Annotated in this window: 19 protein-coding genes; 5 read left to right on the plus strand and 14 right to left on the minus strand. The window is 35.7% G+C overall.

The annotated features are described in order from the left end of the window. Positions 1–55 precede the first annotated feature (55 nt). The gene (locus tag Q0L65_RS09565; RefSeq protein ID WP_296685915.1) at positions 56–1,429 is read right to left on the minus strand and encodes an MATE family efflux transporter; all 1,374 of its coding nucleotides are present in this window, start codon (positions 1,427–1,429) and stop codon (positions 56–58) included. A gap of 43 nt (positions 1,430–1,472) precedes the next feature. Beyond that, on the minus strand, positions 1,473–2,801 hold the full coding sequence (gene mtaB / locus Q0L65_RS09570) for a tRNA (N(6)-L-threonylcarbamoyladenosine(37)-C(2))-methylthiotransferase MtaB (protein WP_296685727.1): 1,329 nt from the start codon (positions 2,799–2,801) through the stop codon (positions 1,473–1,475). Positions 2,802–3,129: 328 nt separating this feature from the next. Here mtaB and Q0L65_RS09575 point away from each other — a divergent pair, with 328 nt between their 5' ends. Next, entirely contained in the window at positions 3,130–3,561 is a 432-nt protein-coding gene (locus Q0L65_RS09575; protein ID WP_296685730.1) for a hypothetical protein, read from the plus strand. A 2-nt stretch (positions 3,562–3,563) separates the two neighbouring features. Here Q0L65_RS09575 and Q0L65_RS09580 read toward each other — a convergent pair whose 3' ends face one another. The 9 genes from Q0L65_RS09580 to hisS form a co-directional block, all read right to left on the minus strand. Beyond that, positions 3,564–4,361, minus strand: coding sequence for a Cof-type HAD-IIB family hydrolase (locus tag Q0L65_RS09580; RefSeq protein ID WP_296685731.1), 798 nt, complete (start codon positions 4,359–4,361; stop codon positions 3,564–3,566). Between the two features lie 18 nt (positions 4,362–4,379). Then, complete coding sequence (locus tag Q0L65_RS09585) at positions 4,380–4,598, minus strand: DUF2007 domain-containing protein (RefSeq protein WP_229325230.1); 219 nt, start codon at positions 4,596–4,598, stop codon at positions 4,380–4,382. A 17-nt stretch (positions 4,599–4,615) separates the two neighbouring features. Next, positions 4,616–5,248, minus strand: coding sequence for a DEAD/DEAH box helicase (locus Q0L65_RS09590; RefSeq protein ID WP_296685736.1), 633 nt, complete (start codon positions 5,246–5,248; stop codon positions 4,616–4,618). A gap of 34 nt (positions 5,249–5,282) precedes the next feature. Continuing rightward, complete coding sequence (locus tag Q0L65_RS09595; protein WP_296685737.1) at positions 5,283–6,446, minus strand: sigma-54 dependent transcriptional regulator; 1,164 nt, start codon at positions 6,444–6,446, stop codon at positions 5,283–5,285. Between the two features lie 74 nt (positions 6,447–6,520). Further along, complete coding sequence (locus tag Q0L65_RS09600; protein WP_296685738.1) at positions 6,521–7,837, minus strand: ABC transporter permease; 1,317 nt, start codon at positions 7,835–7,837, stop codon at positions 6,521–6,523. A 7-nt stretch (positions 7,838–7,844) separates the two neighbouring features. Next, entirely contained in the window at positions 7,845–8,768 is a 924-nt protein-coding gene (locus Q0L65_RS09605; RefSeq protein WP_296685741.1) for an ATP-binding cassette domain-containing protein, read from the minus strand. A gap of 147 nt (positions 8,769–8,915) precedes the next feature. Next, a complete protein-coding gene (dnaJ, locus tag Q0L65_RS09610; protein WP_296685742.1) occupies positions 8,916–10,031 on the minus strand; it encodes a molecular chaperone DnaJ in 1,116 nt (371 codons plus the stop codon). A gap of 23 nt (positions 10,032–10,054) precedes the next feature. Beyond that, positions 10,055–10,633 carry a nucleotide exchange factor GrpE gene (locus Q0L65_RS09615; protein WP_296685744.1) on the minus strand — a complete coding sequence of 193 codons (579 nt, stop codon included), beginning with the start codon at positions 10,631–10,633 and terminating at the stop codon, positions 10,055–10,057. A 309-nt stretch (positions 10,634–10,942) separates the two neighbouring features. Beyond that, positions 10,943–12,313: a histidine--tRNA ligase gene (gene hisS, locus Q0L65_RS09620; RefSeq protein WP_296685745.1), complete on the minus strand. Its 1,371-nt coding sequence runs from the start codon at positions 12,311–12,313 to the stop codon at positions 10,943–10,945. Between the two features lie 180 nt (positions 12,314–12,493). Here hisS and Q0L65_RS09625 point away from each other — a divergent pair, with 180 nt between their 5' ends. Continuing rightward, complete coding sequence (locus Q0L65_RS09625) at positions 12,494–13,735, plus strand: ABC transporter permease (RefSeq protein WP_296685747.1); 1,242 nt, start codon at positions 12,494–12,496, stop codon at positions 13,733–13,735. A gap of 81 nt (positions 13,736–13,816) precedes the next feature. On the opposite strand, the gene prmC is transcribed toward Q0L65_RS09625, so the two are convergent. Continuing rightward, the gene (gene prmC, locus Q0L65_RS09630; RefSeq protein ID WP_296685748.1) at positions 13,817–14,671 is read right to left on the minus strand and encodes a peptide chain release factor N(5)-glutamine methyltransferase; all 855 of its coding nucleotides are present in this window, start codon (positions 14,669–14,671) and stop codon (positions 13,817–13,819) included. 21 nt (positions 14,672–14,692) lie between these two features. Continuing rightward, positions 14,693–15,178 (minus strand): GNAT family N-acetyltransferase, encoded by a 486-nt coding sequence (locus tag Q0L65_RS09635; RefSeq protein ID WP_296685750.1) that lies wholly within the window; start codon positions 15,176–15,178, stop codon positions 14,693–14,695. 102 nt (positions 15,179–15,280) lie between these two features. Here Q0L65_RS09635 and ribD point away from each other — a divergent pair, with 102 nt between their 5' ends. Genes ribD through Q0L65_RS09650 form a run of 3 tightly spaced genes read left to right on the plus strand, consistent with a single transcriptional unit; the run spans position 15,281 to position 17,573 of the window. Next, positions 15,281–16,324, plus strand: a complete 1,044-nt coding sequence (ribD, locus tag Q0L65_RS09640) for a bifunctional diaminohydroxyphosphoribosylaminopyrimidine deaminase/5-amino-6-(5-phosphoribosylamino)uracil reductase RibD (RefSeq protein ID WP_296685752.1) — start codon at positions 15,281–15,283, stop codon at positions 16,322–16,324. After that, positions 16,317–16,919 carry an HAD family phosphatase gene (locus tag Q0L65_RS09645; RefSeq protein ID WP_296685754.1) on the plus strand — a complete coding sequence of 201 codons (603 nt, stop codon included), beginning with the start codon at positions 16,317–16,319 and terminating at the stop codon, positions 16,917–16,919. Before ribD ends, Q0L65_RS09645 begins: the two co-directional genes overlap by 8 nt. 15 nt (positions 16,920–16,934) lie before the next feature. After that, positions 16,935–17,573 carry a YigZ family protein gene (locus Q0L65_RS09650; protein ID WP_296685756.1) on the plus strand — a complete coding sequence of 213 codons (639 nt, stop codon included), beginning with the start codon at positions 16,935–16,937 and terminating at the stop codon, positions 17,571–17,573. A 20-nt stretch (positions 17,574–17,593) separates the two neighbouring features. Here Q0L65_RS09650 and Q0L65_RS09655 read toward each other — a convergent pair whose 3' ends face one another. Beyond that, entirely contained in the window at positions 17,594–17,998 is a 405-nt protein-coding gene (locus Q0L65_RS09655; RefSeq protein WP_296685758.1) for a thioesterase family protein, read from the minus strand. Positions 17,999–18,018 lie beyond the last annotated feature (20 nt).

Consider the following 18,018-nt stretch of genomic DNA (forward strand, 5'->3'; position numbering starts at 1 on the left):
ACTATTGTATTGGTCTAAAAACCAAAACTAAAGTTACACATTTAAAGTTGTAAAACTAATTTTCAGTAACTAATCGTTTCGAGATTCTCGCAAAGCGAATATACAAAAATAAAGCCGCCGCTGACAATCCTGCCAAAAGTCCTATCCAAATTCCCACCGCTTTCAACTCAGTGTAACGGCCTAGATAAAATGAGATTGGAAACCCAATCAACCAATAGGCAACAAAAGTAATATACATGGGAATTTTCACATCTTGCAATCCACGCAATGCGCCTAAAACAACTACTTGAATTCCGTCCGACAATTGGAATACTGCCGCTACTAAAAGTAACTGAGCCGTAATGCCTATAATTTCTTGATTATCTAAATATTGAGCTGAATCGCTCATATTTAAAAACAAATGCGGCAAATAATTATGAAATGCCACAAATACAATTCCGAATATCGTTTCTAAAATAATAGCTAACAAAAAGATAGAACGAGCTACAATAATCATATTTTTAAAATCAGCCATTCCTTTACTATGACTCACGCGAATCATGGCTGTAACACTCAATCCCATGGCTACCATAAAGGTAGAGGACGCTAAAGTCAATGCAATCTGGTTCGCCGCTTGATTGTTTTTTCCCAAAGAACCCGAAAGCCAAATGGCAGCCGTAAACAATGTTACTTCAAACAACATTTGCATGGCAGAAGGCAATCCCAAATCGATAATTTTTCGTAGCATTGACTTTTTAATTTCTCTAAAACTAAAGTTTTTGAAGTATTTTCGAAATTTCTCATTATGTCTCAACAACAAATGAAGAAAAACTACCATCATAATTCGGGAAATAACGGTACCTAAAGCAGCACCTAAAACACCCATTTTAGGAAAAACCCACACGCCATAAATCAAAACATAGTTGAAGAAAATATGCACCACATTGGCCATAAAAATAGCATACATAGAATATTTTGTTTCAGACAATCCATCCGCAAATTGCTTGTAGCCTTGGTACATAATCACTGGAATCAAGGAAAAAGCTACCCAGTCAATATACGGAGCTGCCATATCGGCCACAATTTTAGGTTGATGCATTAAATACATGATGGGTTTAGACAAAACCGTTACAATGAATAAAGCAACTCCCAAAACCGTACACAACAACAAGCCGTGATGAAAGGTAGTTCTGATTTTTTTATCGTCTTTTTCAGCATCTGCTTCGGAAATCAAGGGCGTAATAGCAGTCGAAAAACCAATCCCTAACGACAACGCAATAAAAATAAAACTGTTACCTAACGAAACCGCCGCCAATTCAGTAGAACCTAAATTCCCCACCATAAAATTATCTACGATTCCAATCAGGGTATGTCCCAACATTCCTAAAATAACGGGATAGGCTAATTTAATATTATAAGAGAACTCTTTGGTATAAGTAGCTAATTTCAAAATAGGTTGAGGGTATTTAAAAGGCAACTGCCTATGATTATAATTAAGCCAAAGTTTCCACAAACTGAACACGAACACTTCCGTCTTCGTCAATATGTGTCAACTGAATTTTGCGTAATGTATTGGCCAATTGCGGATTCCAAGGCGCTTTCACTTTGACATAATTTTCAGTAAACCCGTGAATATAGCCTTCTTTATTTTCCGTTTCAAACAAAACAGTTCTTTCCGTTCCTAACTGACTTTCATAAAAAGCACGACGTTTTTTTACCGATAACCCTCGAAGCATCTTACTGCGTTTAGCACGCACATTAGCAGGAACAACTCCTTCCATTTCGGCAGCTTCAGTATTGTCCCGCTCCGAATAGGTAAACACGTGCAAATACGAAATATCCATTTCGTTCAAGAAATGATAGGTTTCCAAGAAATGTTCGTCTGTTTCGCCTGGAAAACCAACAATCACATCCACACCAATACAGGCGTGAGGCATCACTTCTTTGATTTGATTGACTCTGTCGGTATACACTTCACGCAAATAACGGCGTTTCATTAATTTCAATATGTCATTACTTCCGGATTGCAACGGAATATGGAAATGAGGTACAAAAGTCTTGCTTTTGGACACAAAATCAATCGTTTCGTTTTTTAGCAAATTCGGTTCGATTGACGAAATTCGCAAACGCTCAATGCCGTCCACTTGGTCCAAAGCTTGCACCAAATCTAAAAAAGTATGTTCGTGTTTTTTATTCCCAAATTCCCCTTTACCATAATCGCCAATATTCACTCCAGTCAACACAATTTCCTTGATGTTTTGTTCCGAAATTTCTTTGGCATTTTGCAAGACATTTTCTAAGGCATCACTTCGCGAAATACCTCTTGCCAAAGGAATTGTGCAATAGGTACATTTGTAATCGCAACCGTCTTGTACTTTCAAGAAAGCACGAGTTCGGTCGCCTATAGAATAACTACCCACATAAAAATCAGCTTCGGCAATCTCGCACGAATGTACTTCGCCAAAATCATTTTTAGATAAATCGTTTACATAATCGGCTAATTTGAATTTTTCTGTCGCCCCAAGTACCAAATCCACTCCATCTACAGCGGCTAATTCTTCCGGTTTCAATTGCGCATAGCAACCCACCGCAGCCACAAAAGCCTTGTCGTTCAACTTCATCGCTTTTCGCACCACTTGCTTGAACTGTTTATCGGCATTTTCAGTTACAGAACAGGTATTAATTACATACATATCTGCCACTTCTTCAAAATCCACACGATCAAAACCTTCGTCTTGTAAATTGCGTGCAATAGTCGAAGTTTCCGAAAAATTCAGTTTACAACCCAGCGTATAAAAAGCTACTTTTTTTCTTTCTGACATTCTTTTGATTTTTTTGGGCGAAACCCCAGGCAGATTATCCAATGGGTAAAACCCATTTATCCCAGCCTGTGGTCGGGCTATTCGCTGTATCTTTTGCTTCGCTATCGCTTCACAAAAGGATGCCGCTGCTATCCCTTTCGCGGGACAAAAATACGTACAAAAAACAACATATAAAACAAGACTATATTAGTAGATTAGAAGCAGATAAATTTATCAATCTAAATATCTAATTCTATTTTTACGTTTCTTTATTCTTTTAATTAAATACTCAAACAATTAATTACAAAAAATAAATTATATATTTTTGATTTACTTTTAAAATTTTTACATGAAAAAAATCCTACCAAGCATTATATTCTTAACATTTATTTCTTGCAATCCTTTTAATGAAAATAAAGTTTTAAAATATAAAGACAATTTGATGTTTTTAGTTTCAAAATTTAATAAATATGACACCGGAACATATGATAAAGATGAATTTGATGAGTTTATAATCAACGATATTGAGTCATTAAATATTGATATAGTTGTAAAAAATGGGAGTAAAATAAATCTGGACTATTCCGGATTTATTGAAGAAAATGATAGTCTTATTATATTTATAAAAAAAGCAGATAATACATTTGATTTAGAAAAAAGAATAATTTATGATTATAAAAAACAACCAAGAAATTTTGGAAATAAGAATATAATTAACGCTTCATACAAAATAATACAATTAGACGAAAGATTATATTATTCTGAAACAGGGTTCGATTAGTTTTATCTCAAAATAAAACGTCTCACTACCTCAGCTACACCATGATCATTGTTTGAAGCCACAATGACATCAGCACGGTCACGCAATTCAGGAGTTACATTATCTACCCAAACGCCTAAACCAGCATATTCCACCATAGTTAAATCGTTTCCAGCATTGCCCACCGCAATAATTTCTTGCTGATGAATATTCAATTTATCGGCTAAAAACCGAATACTAGCGGCTTTATCAATCCCGTTTTGTGCTACTTCCAAAAAGAAAGGTTTGGACATACACACACTCAAATGTGGCATAGCCAGTTTTAAATGGGTTTCCACATTTTTCAAATACTCAGGATCTTCCAGCAAAATACATTTTATCGCGGAACTTTGCACTTCGGCCTTAAAATCAGGGACTTTATTGTGTGCTAAACCCGTAATGTTTTTTTCAATATCAATATATTGTGAGTCGGTTTCACTCACAATTTGATTATTCACATACGTGATAATATGCGTTTTGTGCTGTACACTATAATCGTACAGTGCATGAATTTGTTCTTGGGTTAAGGTTTGCTCAAAGATAATTTCATCATTGGATAAATCCGTAATCACAGCTCCGTTATAGGATATCATATACGAATCATCCAAATGCAATTCTTTGGCATAAGCCGTCATGGCAGGCGTTGGTCGTCCAGAAGCCAAAATTACATATACCCCTAAATCCTTGGCTTGAGCCAACATTTTTTTATTCTCTTCAGAAATGGTATGGTCATCGGTCAACAAGGTGTCGTCCATATCTAAAACCAGCATTTTGTATTTCATCTCTATACTGTTTCGAAATTAAATACTCATTCTGAATTCTTCAATCACCGGATTGGCTTTGGCAAAATCGGTTTCCTGAATAAACAATTCCACCGCTAAATCAGCATTACCAAAACCTCCCAATCGTGCCGATTGAATATTGTCTTTCTTCATAGTAGTAACCCCTGCTTCTTCTAATTTTTCCTGCAAGCCCATTGCTAATACTTCGCTTCCAGAAAACACTTTCATTAATCCCATAATTGTTTTTCTATTTTTTATTCTTCTTCCTCTTCGTATTCTTCAAAATCAAATTCATACGGTTCCAACAACATTTTGTCGGCCAAAATAGCCACACGTTCAGTGTATTGTTCTGTAAAAATAATACGTTGTGTTTTGGCTATACTATTCGAAATACGCATAATTTTAGTATCATGACGCAATTTTAAAATCGGGTCGGCATCATCTAAAATAAATAGTTTCAAACGATTGACATTGTAGCCCGCAGTAGAAAACATATCACTTAATTTATTGGGCGTGCCAATCAAAACGTCAATCCCTGTAGAAATGTAATTTTTATCATAATCCATATCACCTTTGTCGTGAACACCATATACCTCTAGCGGGTCATATTTCCCATATTCTTCAAACAAAGCTTCCATTTCAAGCACCTTCGCTTTATCTTCAACAATGATTAGCGCCCGTGGCGATTCTTCTTGTTTTCCTGCTAATTGCTGAATCACATTCAGAACAATCGTAGTCGTTTTGCCACTACCCTTTGGCGCTACAATCAAACAATCGGCGCCGCTTTTAATCGTAGAAAATGTTTCTTGTTGCAACGCATTGGCTTCGGTTAAACCACTTTCGATTAAAGCATTTTGAAGGGCTTCGTTTATTTTTTTTAGTTTCATTTTCTGTTATTAAGAGTACATTTTACTCGCTTTTTTATTTACTCGCAAAGAGTGTCACATCATTCTCAGAAATTTCATTTCCTCCCAGAATAATCAACCGCTCCACTACATTACGCAATTCTCTTATATTTCCTGTCCAATCGTATTCTTGCAATAACTGAATCGCCGCTTTTGAAAACGTCTTAACCGCAGTGCCTTGTTCGGAAGCAATTTTTTCTGCAAAATGAGCAATCAAAACTGGAATATCGTCTCTTCTATCATTCAAAGCCGGCACTTTGATTAAGATGACTGCCAAACGATGGTACAAATCTTCACGAAAACGCCCTTCGGCAATTTCTTTTTTCAAATCTTTATTCGTTGCCGCTACCACACGTACATCGACTTTGATGTCTTTGTCGGCACCCACTCGTGTAATCATATTCTCTTGCAAAGCGCGCAATACTTTGGCTTGAGCCGAAAGACTCATATCGCCAATTTCATCTAAGAAAATCGTCCCTTTATCAGCTGCTTCAAACTTACCCGCGCGGTCTTTCACCGCCGAAGTAAAAGCGCCTTTAACATGACCAAACAATTCGCTTTCAATCAATTCAGATGGAATGGCGGCACAATTCACTTCTACCAAAGGAAAATTAGCGCGTTCACTTTTCTCATGCAATTGATGGGCTACCAATTCTTTTCCGGTCCCGTTAGGTCCTGTAATCAAAACACGGGCTTCGGTTGGCGCTACTTTTTCAATCAGCAATTTGATATGGTTAATTGCCTCGCTTTCGCCAATCATTTCGTAGTTCTTGCTGACTTTTTTCTTCAGAATTTTGTTTTCGACTACCAATTGCTTTTTGTCCAAGGCATTTCGAACTGTATTCAATAATCGGTTCAAGTCAGGTGGTTTTGAAATGTAATCAAAAGCCCCCAAACGCATGGTATTTATTGCAGTTTCCATATCGCCATGACCCGAAATCATGACCATCGGAATTTCAGGTTTTATTTTTTTGACCGCTTCGAGTAATTCGACACCATCCATTTTTGGCATTTTGATGTCACACAAAACCAAATCGTAATCGGTATTTTTTATCTTTTCATAACCCGCAGCACCATCTTCAGCTTCTTCTACAACATAAGTCGTATTCTCTTCCGAAAGAATTTTAACTAAAACTCTTCGGATAGCGGCTTCGTCTTCTATGATTAATATTTTACTCATTTTTGAACAGGTTATATGTTGATTTGGTTATTTGGTTAAACTTTTAAACCCATAACCTTTTAAACTCATACACATTAATACTTCAGCCATCGATACAATTCTTTCCAAGTTGGTTTTTTACCGTACATCAAAATTCCTACACGGTAAATTTTGGAAGCAAACCAAACCACTAAAAAGAAAGTGGCAAATAATATAGCAATTGAAAGTGCAATTTGCCACAAAGGTACACCAAACGGAATACGCATCAACATCACAATAGGCGAAGTCAGCGGCACCATTGAAAAGACAGTTGCGACAGTTCCATGTGGATCGTTCACTACGGTAAAAAATCCAATGTAAACCCCTAACACCAAAGGCATAATAATGGGTAATAAAAATTGTTGCGAATCGGTTTCATTATCCACCGCAGCACCAATTGAGGCATAAAAAGAGCTATACAAAAAGTACCCACCAATAAAGTAAATGACAAAACAACTTAAAATCGTCGCAATAGGTAGATTCAAGATTTCAGCAATATACATTTGAGCCGTACTCGCCAACTCTTGTTGTGCAGATTGCATCATTTCGGGTGGAATTTGATTGGCTGCTCCCACATTGGCTCCTAAAAATACCGAAGCCGAAAACAACAAACTCAAACCAATAATAGCCCAAATAAAGAATTGTAAAATTCCCGCTAATGAAGTTCCAATGATTTTTCCCATCATTAATTGGAACGGTTTTACCGATGAAATAATGATTTCGATAATTCGGTTGGTCTTTTCTTCAATCACAGAACGCATCACCATATTACCATAAATGATGATGAACATCATAATCAAATAACCAAAAGCGCCACCAATAGCAATTTTAATCTCGTTCAAGCCTTTCAAACTTTGTTCTCCAGAAGCTTTCTTCAAATTAATAGCAACTTTGGCTTCTGCCTGATGAATGGCTAAGGTGTCCAAATGCGCTGCTTCTAAATTAGTCAAGGTCATTTTTTTAGCAATGACTTCTTGTGTTTTTTCGATAAACGAAATACTTGGACTTTCGTTAGAAATAAACTGAATTTGGTTTTCTAAAGTAGAATTATCTTTTGCTTTTGGAATGAACAAAACCCCTTCGTAAGCTTCATCCACAATACTCTTTTTAAGTGTAGGCAAATCTACTGCTGTTAAATCAAGGTAGTTGTATTCTTCCGAAGTTTTGTTTTTGGCTAGAAATTCATTGATAAACCGACCTGATTCATCATGAATCGCAATTCGTTTGGTGTCCGCTTTCATAGAACTCAAATAACCCACAAATAAAGCGATACCTACGAATAATAACGGACTTAGAAAAGTCATTACAATAAAGGATTTATTGCGCACTTTGGCAATAAATTCTCTTTTAATAATTAATGAAATGATGCTCATTTATTTCTTATTTACTTGTTACTGTTTGAATAAAAATATCATTTACACTTGGAATTTTCTCCATAAAATGAGTGACTTGTCCGCGTTGTGTTAAAATATGCAACAACTCATTCGGACTCGCATTACCCAGTTGAACTTCTAATTTCAATTCATTATTCAACGATTTAAATTGCGCTGGTGCCAAAGTGAATTTTTGAGTAATGTCATACATCAAGCCTTCTACATTATCAGAAAGAATCCCTACTTCAAAACTATTGGTTCTAAATTGTTTTCTCACCTCATCTAATTTTCCCTCAATCAATTTATTGGATTGATGAATTAGCGCAATATCATCACATAATTCTTCGACACTTTCCATTCGATGCGTCGAAAAAATAATGGTCGAACCTTGTTCTTTTAACGCCAAAATTTCTTCTTTAATTACATTGGCATTCACAGGATCAAAACCTGAAAACGGTTCGTCAAAAATCAACAATTTCGGCTGGTGCAACACACAAACTACAAATTGGATTTTTTGTGCCATTCCTTTTGAAAGTTCTTGAATTTTTTTATTCCACCAACCTTGAATTCCCAATCGGTCAAACCAATAATCCAATTGTTTTTTGGCTTCAGCTTTAGTTAAGCCTTTCATTTGTGCCAAATACAAACATTGTTCCCCTACTTTCATGCTTTTGTACAACCCTCTTTCTTCAGGAAGATAGCCAATGTACTGCACGTGTTTGGGTTGTAATTTTTCGCCATCCAAAATAATTTCACCCAAATCAGGTAAGGTAATTTGGTTGATGATGCGAATTAGCGAGGTCTTCCCTGCTCCATTTGGACCTAACAGACCGTAAATACTGCCTTTTGGAACCGATAAAGAAACTTCATTTAGCGCGACGTAATCGCCGTATTGCTTCACTATTTTATTAACTTCAAGTAAAATACTCATACTGAATTTGATTTTTAGTCACTTTGAACTTTGGGTGTGTAAAAGTAAAGAATTAGTACCTAATTACTTGGTTTTGTTACATAAAAAAACCCACCCTTATATGGAACAAGGATGGGAAAATAATTTTTTATTCACTCGTTGAAAAAATTAAGAAAACATATCTTTTACTTTTTCAAAAAATGATTTATCTGATTTTTCTGGATTAGGAGCAAAGTTCTCATCTCCAAGGTTATTCTCAAAGAATTGCTTCTGTTCCTTATTCAAGGTTTTTGGAGTCCAAACATTAACATGAACTAACAAATCTCCATTGCCATATCCATTTAAACTTGGAATTCCTTTTCCTTTTAAACGAAGAATTTTACCGGATTGAATTCCTTCTTCTAATTTAATTCTTACTTTTCCGTTTACCGCTTCAATATCTTTTGAAATACCTAAAACAGCTTCTGAAAAACTGATGTATAAATCGTAATGTAAATTCTCACCTTCACGTTTCAAGAACTCGTGTTCGATTTCTTCAATAGCTACAATTAAATCTCCTGGAATACTGTTCCCTGGTGCGTCATTCCCTTTGTTAGAGACTTTCAATTGCATTCCGTCAACTACTCCAGCAGGAATTTTGATAGCTACCGTTTCATCTTCTTGAATCATTCCTTGTGAATCCGCATTCGCAGGTTTTTTATCTAAAATCTGCCCTGTTCCTCCGCAAGTTGGACAAGTTGAAGCGGATTGCATTCTTCCTAAAATAGTATTAGTCACACGCATTACTTGTCCTTGACCATTACAAGTCGAACAAGTTTTGTACGATACGCCTTGAGCTTGAACTTTACGTTTTACTTTTACTTTCTTCTCTACTCCGTTAGCAATTTCTTCCAAAGTCAATTTGACCTTGATACGTAAATTACTTCCTTTGGTACGACGAGGACCACTACTTCTACCGCCACCGAATCCACCACCGAATCCGCCGCCAAAAATATCACCAAACTGACTGAAAATGTCATCCATATTCATTCCGCCATGACCTCCACCGAAACCTCCCGCACCATCAAATGCTTGATGTCCGTATTGATCGTATTTGGCTTTTTTCTGAGGATCACTCAACACTTCATAAGCTTCAGCAGCTAATTTGAAGTTTTCTTCTGCTTCCTTATCACCTGGATTTTTGTCAGGATGGTATTTAATTGCCGATTTTCTATAGGCTTTCTTAATTTCAGCTGCATCCGCACTTTTTGAAATACCTAATATTTCGTAAAAATCTTTTTTCATAATTCCAAATTATATGATTTGGTTTAGTTACCAATAACAACTTTTGGGAAACGGATAATTTTTTCTCCTAATTTGTATCCTTTCTCCAGAACATCTACAATTTTTCCTTTCATTTTGTCAGAAGGCGCAGGAATTTGCGTAATCGCTTCAGCAAAATCTGCATCAAATGCATCTCCAGCTTTCACTTCAACTTCTTCTAAACCTTTACCAACTAGAGTTGATTTTAATTTTTCGTGAATTAATTCTACTCCTTTTACCAAAGACTCATCGCCTGACTTACTGATTTCAACCAAAGCTCTGTCAAAATCATCCAAAACAGGAAGCATCGCTAACAATACTTCTTGATTAGCTGTTTTGAAAAGCTCTATACGTTCTTTTGAAGTTCTTCTTTTGTAATTTTCAAATTCAGCAAATAAACGTAAAAATTTATCTTTTTCTGCCGCTAAATCTAAGGCTAATTGTTCTTCAACAGGTAATTCTTCGACACTCGCTTGTTCTTCATTGGCCTGTGTTTCCACTGGTGTTCCTTCTATTTCTTGATCGATTTCTGTTTTTTCAGTAGTCATAGTACTTGTATTTTTAAAAATATTCTTAAACTTCATTTTTATTTGTTTTTGGATTGCAAAAGTACTGCCAAATCTTCAAAAATGTCAAATTGTCACCTTAACGACAGTTATTTTGTTGGGAGATTAATTTCATTTTTTTCTGCCAATCTCTTTTTTTAGCCCTAAAAAAATTTAATAAAATTTTAAGACTATTTCGTTTTCGATTAGAGTAAGTTTGTACCCGAATCAGTTCACTAATTTGGATTGAATCCCTAAATTGAAATTAAGGTTCGTTTTTAAATAATTATTAATTCAGTATTACCTTATATTAAAAAAAGCTTCGTTCCCATCAAACGAAGCTTTTTTTTATGCTAAAACTTTTTTCAGCTCTTCTAAACTGAGTCCTTTTTGCTCACCTGTTTGAAGGTTTTTTAACGTATATATATTCGATTTCATCTCTTGATCACCGGCCATTACGGCAAAAGGAATATTTCTTTTATCGGCATGTTGAAATTGTTTGGCTAACTTGGCGTTATCTGGATACAACTCTACTTTTATTCCTGATTCACGCAATGCTTTAATTGCTTTCATAGCATAAAACGCTTCGTTTTCGCCATAATTAATAAACAAAGCTTGTGAAGTCGCCGTTACTGTAGTTGGAAACAATCCCAATTCTTCTACAACCAAATAAATACGGTCCAAGCCAAAAGAGATTCCCACTCCACTCATATTTTTCAAACCAAAAATACCTGTTAAATCATCGTAACGTCCTCCTCCACCTATAGACCCCATAGCTACACCTTGAGGTGCTGCTACTTCAAAAATAGCTCCTGTATAATAATTCAGGCCTCTAGCCAAAGTGACATCTAAATCTAAAATAGCGGTTGTTAACCCTAGTGCTGTCACTTTATCACAAATGAAACGCAATTCTTCTACCCCTTTCATTCCTTCGTCTGAATCAGCTAATAAATCGGATAATTGATTGATTTTCTCCGAAAAAGTTCCCGTAAAGCTAAACAAAGGTTGCACCTTAGCAATAGCTGTTTCCGAAATCCCTTTCTCCATCATTTCTTTCTTTACACCATCTTCTCCAATTTTATCCAACTTATCCAAAGCCACTGTAAAATCGATTAATTTATCTGAAGCACCAATCACTTCTGCAATTCCAGAAAGGATTTTTCTATTGTTGATTTTAATGGTGACACCATTCAATCCTAAAGCCGTAAAAACGCCATCATACAATTGCACCAATTCTACTTCTTGCCACAAAGAAGTCGAACCTACTACATCGGCATCGCATTGAAAAAATTCTCTAAAACGCCCTTTTTGAGGACGATCGGCTCTCCAAACCGGTTGGATTTGGTATCTTTTAAAAGGGAATTCTATTTCGTTTTGGTGTTGCACTACATAACGTGCAAAAGGCACCGTTAAATCATAACGCAAGGCTTTTTCGGAAATACTTGCCGTCAATTTAGTACTATCTTTAGCTTCTAAATGAGTCGCATTGGCTTTCGCCAAATAATCACCCGAATTCAAAATCTTAAATATCAAGCGATCTCCTTCTTCACCATATTTTCCCATTAAGGTTTCTGAATTTTCAAACGAAGGTGTTTCAATCGGTTGAAACCCAAATTTCTCAAAATTACTTTTGATTACTTGGATAATATACTGACGTTTTGCTACCTCTGTAGGTGAAAAATCTCGGGTTCCTTTTGGAATACTTGGTTTTGATGCCATATTTGAATATACGATTTACGATATACAGTACGATGTACGATATACGATATTTGATGTGCAATTTATAATTTGAATTCTAAATACAGAAATGCAGTGCAAATATCTTATTTTTAAAATAAATATCCGCTCTTCCGGAGCAAACTTGTAACAAAAATTGTATTTTCGTGACAAATTGGTACTATGCTAAATTTATTCAAAGAAAACGTTAAGATTGCAATTGGTTCAGTTCGAACCCAGTTGTTGCGTACCATACTAACCGTATTGATTATTGCTATTGGTATTACCGCTTTAGTGGGAATCCTTACCGTAGTGGCAGCATTAGAAAATACCATTTCGGCTGATTTTGCTTCGATGGGAGCCAACACCTTCAATATCAACCAATACGAAAACACAACCAGACGACGTGGAAATGAGGAACGAGAAATTATCAATCCTATTATTTCGTACCCTGAAGCCGTAGCTTTTCAAAATAAATTCAAATACCCATTTACAGAAACTTCGCTTTCATTTACAGCTACTTCCAAAGCAGAAGTGAAATTTGGTGCTACCAAAACGGATCCTGAAATTACCATAGTGGGAGTCGATGAAAATTTCATTCCTAACTCTGGTTTAGAAACTAGTTTAGGTCGCAATTTCAATGGTTTTGATATTGACAACAATACCTATATGTGTGTGGTGGGTTCTGATTTTGAAAAAGGATTACTCAAAGATGTGAATCCAATTAATAAAATTATCTCTATTCGTGGTGCCAAATTTAAAGTCATTGGCGTATTAAAAGAGAAAGGTTCCACCTTTGGCAATAGTCAAGATTTAAGAGTTTTAATCCCAATTCAAGTAGCCCGTTCTTTATTCACTGCTCCTAATATTAACTATACCGTAAGTGTTATGGTTGCTAAAAAAGAAGTATTGGATCAGGCTATCGACAATGCCACTAGTACGATGCGACGTGTTCGAAAATTAAGTCCTGTAAAAGACAATAACTTCGCTGTTGTTCGTTCCGACGATTTGATTAACCGAATACTTGGAATTACCAAATATCTTGGTTTAGCCTCATGGCTCATTGGAGTAATTACCGTATTAGGATCGTCCATTGCTTTGATGAATATTATGATTGTTTCGGTAACCGAACGTACTCGAGAAATTGGCGTTCGAAAAGCGTTAGGAGCTAAAAAATCGACCATTGCTTTTCAGTTTTTTATTGAAACTTTATTGATAGGTCAATTGGGAGGATTAGTCGGTATTATTTTCGGAATCTTGATTGGTTTCGGGATTGCAACTGCCATGGACTTTGCCTTTGTTATTCCTTGGGGCGCTATCATGGCAGCCTTTATCACAAGTTTTATTGTAGCCATTGTTTCAGGTCTATATCCCGCAATCAAGGCCGCAGTATTAGACCCTATTGAGGCATTGCGTTACGAATAAGACGATTTACGATTTACGATATTAGATTTACGATATTAGATTTACGATATTGGATATACGAAAAATCGTAATTCGTATATCTTACCTCGTACTTTTCGTCATTCTATCATTACCATAAATATCTTGTCGTAACTCACTATTTTTGAAATCCATTTCTTGAAGTAAGCTCAACATTTCTTGTCCTAAATATTGGTTAATTTCAAAATACAATTGACCTGTCTGATTTAGATTTTTCAGTGCCAATTGAGCTATTTTTCGATAAAAAATTAAGGCATCATCATCTGCTACAAAAAGCGCCAAATGCGGTTCATTATCCAATACATTTTTTTTGATTTCTTGTTTTTCCAAATGACGCACATACGGCGGATTGGAAACAATAACATCAAATTGCTGTCCTAAATCTTCGGTTTCCAAAATACTTTGACATATAAACTGTACTTGCACTTGATTCAATTCGGCATTTTTTTGGGCGGTAGCCAAAGCTTTTTCAGAAACATCCAAAGCAAAAACTTCCGCATTAGGTAGATTTTTAGCTAACGAAATGGCAATACAACCACTCCCTGTTCCAATATCTAGAATTTTTACCTTCTTATTTCTAACTTCTGACTTTTGACTTTTGATTATCCAATCCACCAACTCTTCTGTTTCCGGTCTCGGAATCAAAACGTTCTCATTAACCTCAAATTCTAATCCGTAAAAATGAGTGGTGCCTAAAATATATTGAATTGGGATTTCTTTTTTTAATTGTTCCAAGACCGAATTCCAAGTTTCCAATTCGGCGATTGAAAACACCAATTCGGGCTGCAAAGCAATATCTATCCGCTTTAACTGATGTTTGAACTCCAAAATGAGATAGAAAAAACTTTCCGCCTCACCTGCATCATATAATGGAGTCAGTTCTTGAATAAATTGGTCTCGGTATTGTTTTATTGTCATATTGTGAAATTCAAAGTAGTTCTACAAATCTTGCAACATCCAAACCGGACAACTGGTATGTCCTGTGCAACCCATGGGTGCATCAATGTATTCAAAACCTGATTTTTTGTATAATTTTTGTGCCGCATGCATAAATGGCATGGTCTCCAAATAACATTTTTTAAAACCAAATTCCCTCGCCGACTGCAGACAAATAGCCATCATTTCACTTCCAATGCCTTTCCCACGAGTTTCGGGTAAAAAGTACATTTTTTGCAATTCGCAAATGCTTGGGGCTTCATTTTCCAAAGGAGCAATTCCGGCAACACCCTTAATTTTTCCTTCATGTTCCACTACATAGTAAACAGATTTTGGTTTGTTGTATTCCTCATACATCAAATCCAAATAGGGATCTTCATAAGCTGTTCCAACTTTTGGAATATTCAATTCGTCAAAAACAGCGCGTATTAACTGAGCTACTGCTGCATTGTCTTTTTTTTCAATTTTCCTGATAAGCCAATTCTCCATTTGTATAAAAGCTAATTTGAATCACAAAAGTAACTATTGTTTATTACAATTTTCGAAAGTTATCCCATAAATCGGAAAGCTAAAAAGTAGTACTTTTGTAACATGAACAATCACGAACACTATATCGCTCGTTGCATCGAACTTGCCAAAAATGGTTTTGGAACTACCTATCCCAATCCAATGGTGGGCAGCGTGATTGTATATAATGGTCAAATCATTGGCGAAGGTTGGCACCAAAAAGCAGGAGAACCCCACGCTGAAGTCAACGCCATCCGTTCTGTAAAAGACCCCTCTTTATTAGACAAAGCAACTATATATGTAAGTTTGGAACCTTGCAGTCATTTTGGAAAAACACCTCCCTGTTGCGATTTGATTATCAAAAATAAAATTCCGAATGTCGTTATTGGCACAGTCGATTCTAATATAAAAGTAGCTGGGAATGGTATTAAGCGATTGAAAGAAGCTGGCGCGAATGTCATGGTTGGAGTATTAGAAAAAGAATGTTACGAACTCAACCAGCGTTTTTTTACGTTTCACGAAAAGAAAAGACCTTATATTATATTGAAATGGGCGGAAACGCAAGATGGTTTTATTGCTCCTTTAACAAAAAAAGAACAAAAACCGGTTTGGATTACTAACTCGTATTCCAGACAATTGGTGCACAAATGGCGCACCGAGGAACAAGCTATTTTAGTAGGTACACAAACTGTAATAGATGATAATCCCAAATTAAATGCTCGAGATTGGGAAGGCAACAACCCTATTCGAGTAGTCATTGACCAAAACAATCGTATTCCAAAAAAAGCACATGTACTTGATAATCAAGTTAAAACTATCCTATTTTCCAAAAATAAGAACACCGTTTCTTCCGAAAACACTATCTTTGAAGTAATTGATTTTCAAGAGAATATAGCGCAACAAATTGTTGAACGATTGTACCAACACCAAATCCAATCCGTAATTATTGAAGGAGGCGCTCAAACATTGCAAACTTTTATAGATGCCAACCTTTGGGATGAGTCTCGAGTATTTATTGGAAACACTAAATTCGGCACCGGAATAAAAGCGCCTGTATTGAATAAGACTCCGTCTAAAAAAGAAAAAATTAGAACCGATGAATTACTAATAATTAGAAATTATGATTGATACTATTATTTTTGATTTTGGAGATATTTTCATCAATTTGGACAAACAAGCCACTATTGACGGATTACAACGTTTGGGTTTATCTTCTTGGAACGAAGATTTAGACCAATTGAATATTTCATTTGAAAAAGGACAAATTTCAAGAGATAACTTTTTATTAGGGATTCAAAAGCACATCCCTACTGCAACGATAGAGGATATTTTAGCCGCCTGGAATGCCGTTTTATTAGATTTCCCATTACATCGATTGGAATTTTTGCAATTATTGTCTCAAAAATACCGCCTCTTTTTATTGAGCAATACCGATGCTATTCATATTGACCATTTTGAACAAAGAGAAGGTGCTTCTTTTTATGGAGATTTTTACAAATGTTTTGAAAAAGTATATTTTTCTTATGAAATGGGAATGAGAAAACCCGATGCCGAAATCTACCATGCCCTAATTCGTCAACACGAACTTTCACCAAAGCGTACCTTATTTGTAGATGATAAAAAAGACAATACTGAAGCTGCCAAAGCTTTAGGGCTACACGTATGGAATCTTCAAGTGGGTCAAGAAGATGTAATTGAACTTTTGGACAAAAAAATAATTTAGACTACAAACTGCCTTTTGGAAATCAAAGACACCTATACTACCATAGCTCAGGCTACAGAAGAAATTTTGTTCAAAGAAAAAAGCAGTAAATTCTTTGGTTACGCCTTTCCTATTCAATCCGAAGAAGAAGTAAAACCAATTATTGAGCAATTACGAAAATTGCATCCCCATGCAGTTCATTATTGTTATGCCTACCAAATTGGTACAGAAAAAATAAGTTATAGAGCGAATGACGATGGCGAACCCAACAATACAGCAGGAGCTCCCATTTACGGACAAATTCAATCTTTTGGCTTGACCAATGTACTTTTGGTCGTGGTTCGCATCTTTGGCGGAATTAAATTAGGAGTCGGCGGCTTAATTACCGCGTACAAAACCACCGCACAATTGGTTTTAGAGGAAGCCGAAATCATTGAAAAAACAATCGACATCCATTTTTTGATTTCGTTTAACTACAAAAATATGAATAAAGTAATGCGAGTAATCAAAGAAAAAAAGTTAGACATTATAACTCAATCTATGGAATTAGACGAAGATTCTGGACTCGCTTTGGGAAAAATAGAAATCAAAACCCGAAAAAAAAATGCCGAAATGATTTTCGACATTTTTGATAATTTATTTGAAATCGAAATTAAACGCCTTTTAAGAAATTAAAAAAGCAGTAATTCAACGATTTATTCCATATCCTTTAAAAGTTCCAAAATATAATTTGGAGGTGCAATTGGACGACCCGTTTTTAGCGATACAAAAACCAAAATAAATTCGGCAGTTGTTAATAACTCATTCAATTCATTATATATCTTACAATCAAATTCTATCTTAACCGAAGATTGACTTTTGAAAGCAGTATGAACGGTGAGCAACTCATCGTACCGCGCTGATTTTTTGTAATTGATATTCATCGATACAATAGGAAGCCCAATTCCTTCTTCTTCCATACTTTTATACGAAACTCCCTTATTTCTCAACCATTCCACGCGCCCCATCTCAAAATAAGGAATGTAATTTCCATGATATACTACCCCCATTTGGTCTGTTTCAGAGTAGCGAACACGCACTTGAATTTGATGATCTTTCATTATTTACAATTTAATTTTTA

The sequence above is a fragment of the Flavobacterium sp. genome, assembly GCF_024642105.1.
In the GTDB taxonomy this organism is placed as follows: domain Bacteria; phylum Bacteroidota; class Bacteroidia; order Flavobacteriales; family Flavobacteriaceae; genus Flavobacterium.

Coding starts and splice junctions, on each gene's coding strand:
- mtaB (WP_296685727.1), bottom strand. CDS start 2,801: ATGTCAGAAAGAAAAAAAGTAGCTTTTTATACGCTGGGTTGTAAACTG.
- Q0L65_RS09575 (WP_296685730.1), top strand. CDS start 3,130: ATGAAAAAAATCCTACCAAGCATTATATTCTTAACATTTATTTCTTGC.
- Q0L65_RS09580 (WP_296685731.1), bottom strand. CDS start 4,361: ATGAAATACAAAATGCTGGTTTTAGATATGGACGACACCTTGTTGACC.
- Q0L65_RS09585 (WP_229325230.1), bottom strand. CDS start 4,598: ATGGGATTAATGAAAGTGTTTTCTGGAAGCGAAGTATTAGCAATGGGC.
- Q0L65_RS09590 (WP_296685736.1), bottom strand. CDS start 5,248: ATGAAACTAAAAAAAATAAACGAAGCCCTTCAAAATGCTTTAATCGAA.
- Q0L65_RS09595 (WP_296685737.1), bottom strand. CDS start 6,446: ATGAGTAAAATATTAATCATAGAAGACGAAGCCGCTATCCGAAGAGTT.
- Q0L65_RS09600 (WP_296685738.1), bottom strand. CDS start 7,837: ATGAGCATCATTTCATTAATTATTAAAAGAGAATTTATTGCCAAAGTG.
- Q0L65_RS09605 (WP_296685741.1), bottom strand. CDS start 8,768: ATGAGTATTTTACTTGAAGTTAATAAAATAGTGAAGCAATACGGCGAT.
- dnaJ (WP_296685742.1), bottom strand. CDS start 10,031: ATGAAAAAAGATTTTTACGAAATATTAGGTATTTCAAAAAGTGCGGAT.
- Q0L65_RS09615 (WP_296685744.1), bottom strand. CDS start 10,633: ATGAAGTTTAAGAATATTTTTAAAAATACAAGTACTATGACTACTGAA.
- hisS (WP_296685745.1), bottom strand. CDS start 12,313: ATGGCATCAAAACCAAGTATTCCAAAAGGAACCCGAGATTTTTCACCT.
- Q0L65_RS09625 (WP_296685747.1), top strand. CDS start 12,494: ATGCTAAATTTATTCAAAGAAAACGTTAAGATTGCAATTGGTTCAGTT.
- prmC (WP_296685748.1), bottom strand. CDS start 14,671: ATGACAATAAAACAATACCGAGACCAATTTATTCAAGAACTGACTCCA.
- Q0L65_RS09635 (WP_296685750.1), bottom strand. CDS start 15,178: ATGGAGAATTGGCTTATCAGGAAAATTGAAAAAAAAGACAATGCAGCA.
- ribD (WP_296685752.1), top strand. CDS start 15,281: ATGAACAATCACGAACACTATATCGCTCGTTGCATCGAACTTGCCAAA.
- Q0L65_RS09645 (WP_296685754.1), top strand. CDS start 16,317: ATGATTGATACTATTATTTTTGATTTTGGAGATATTTTCATCAATTTG.
- Q0L65_RS09655 (WP_296685758.1), bottom strand. CDS start 17,998: ATGAAAGATCATCAAATTCAAGTGCGTGTTCGCTACTCTGAAACAGAC.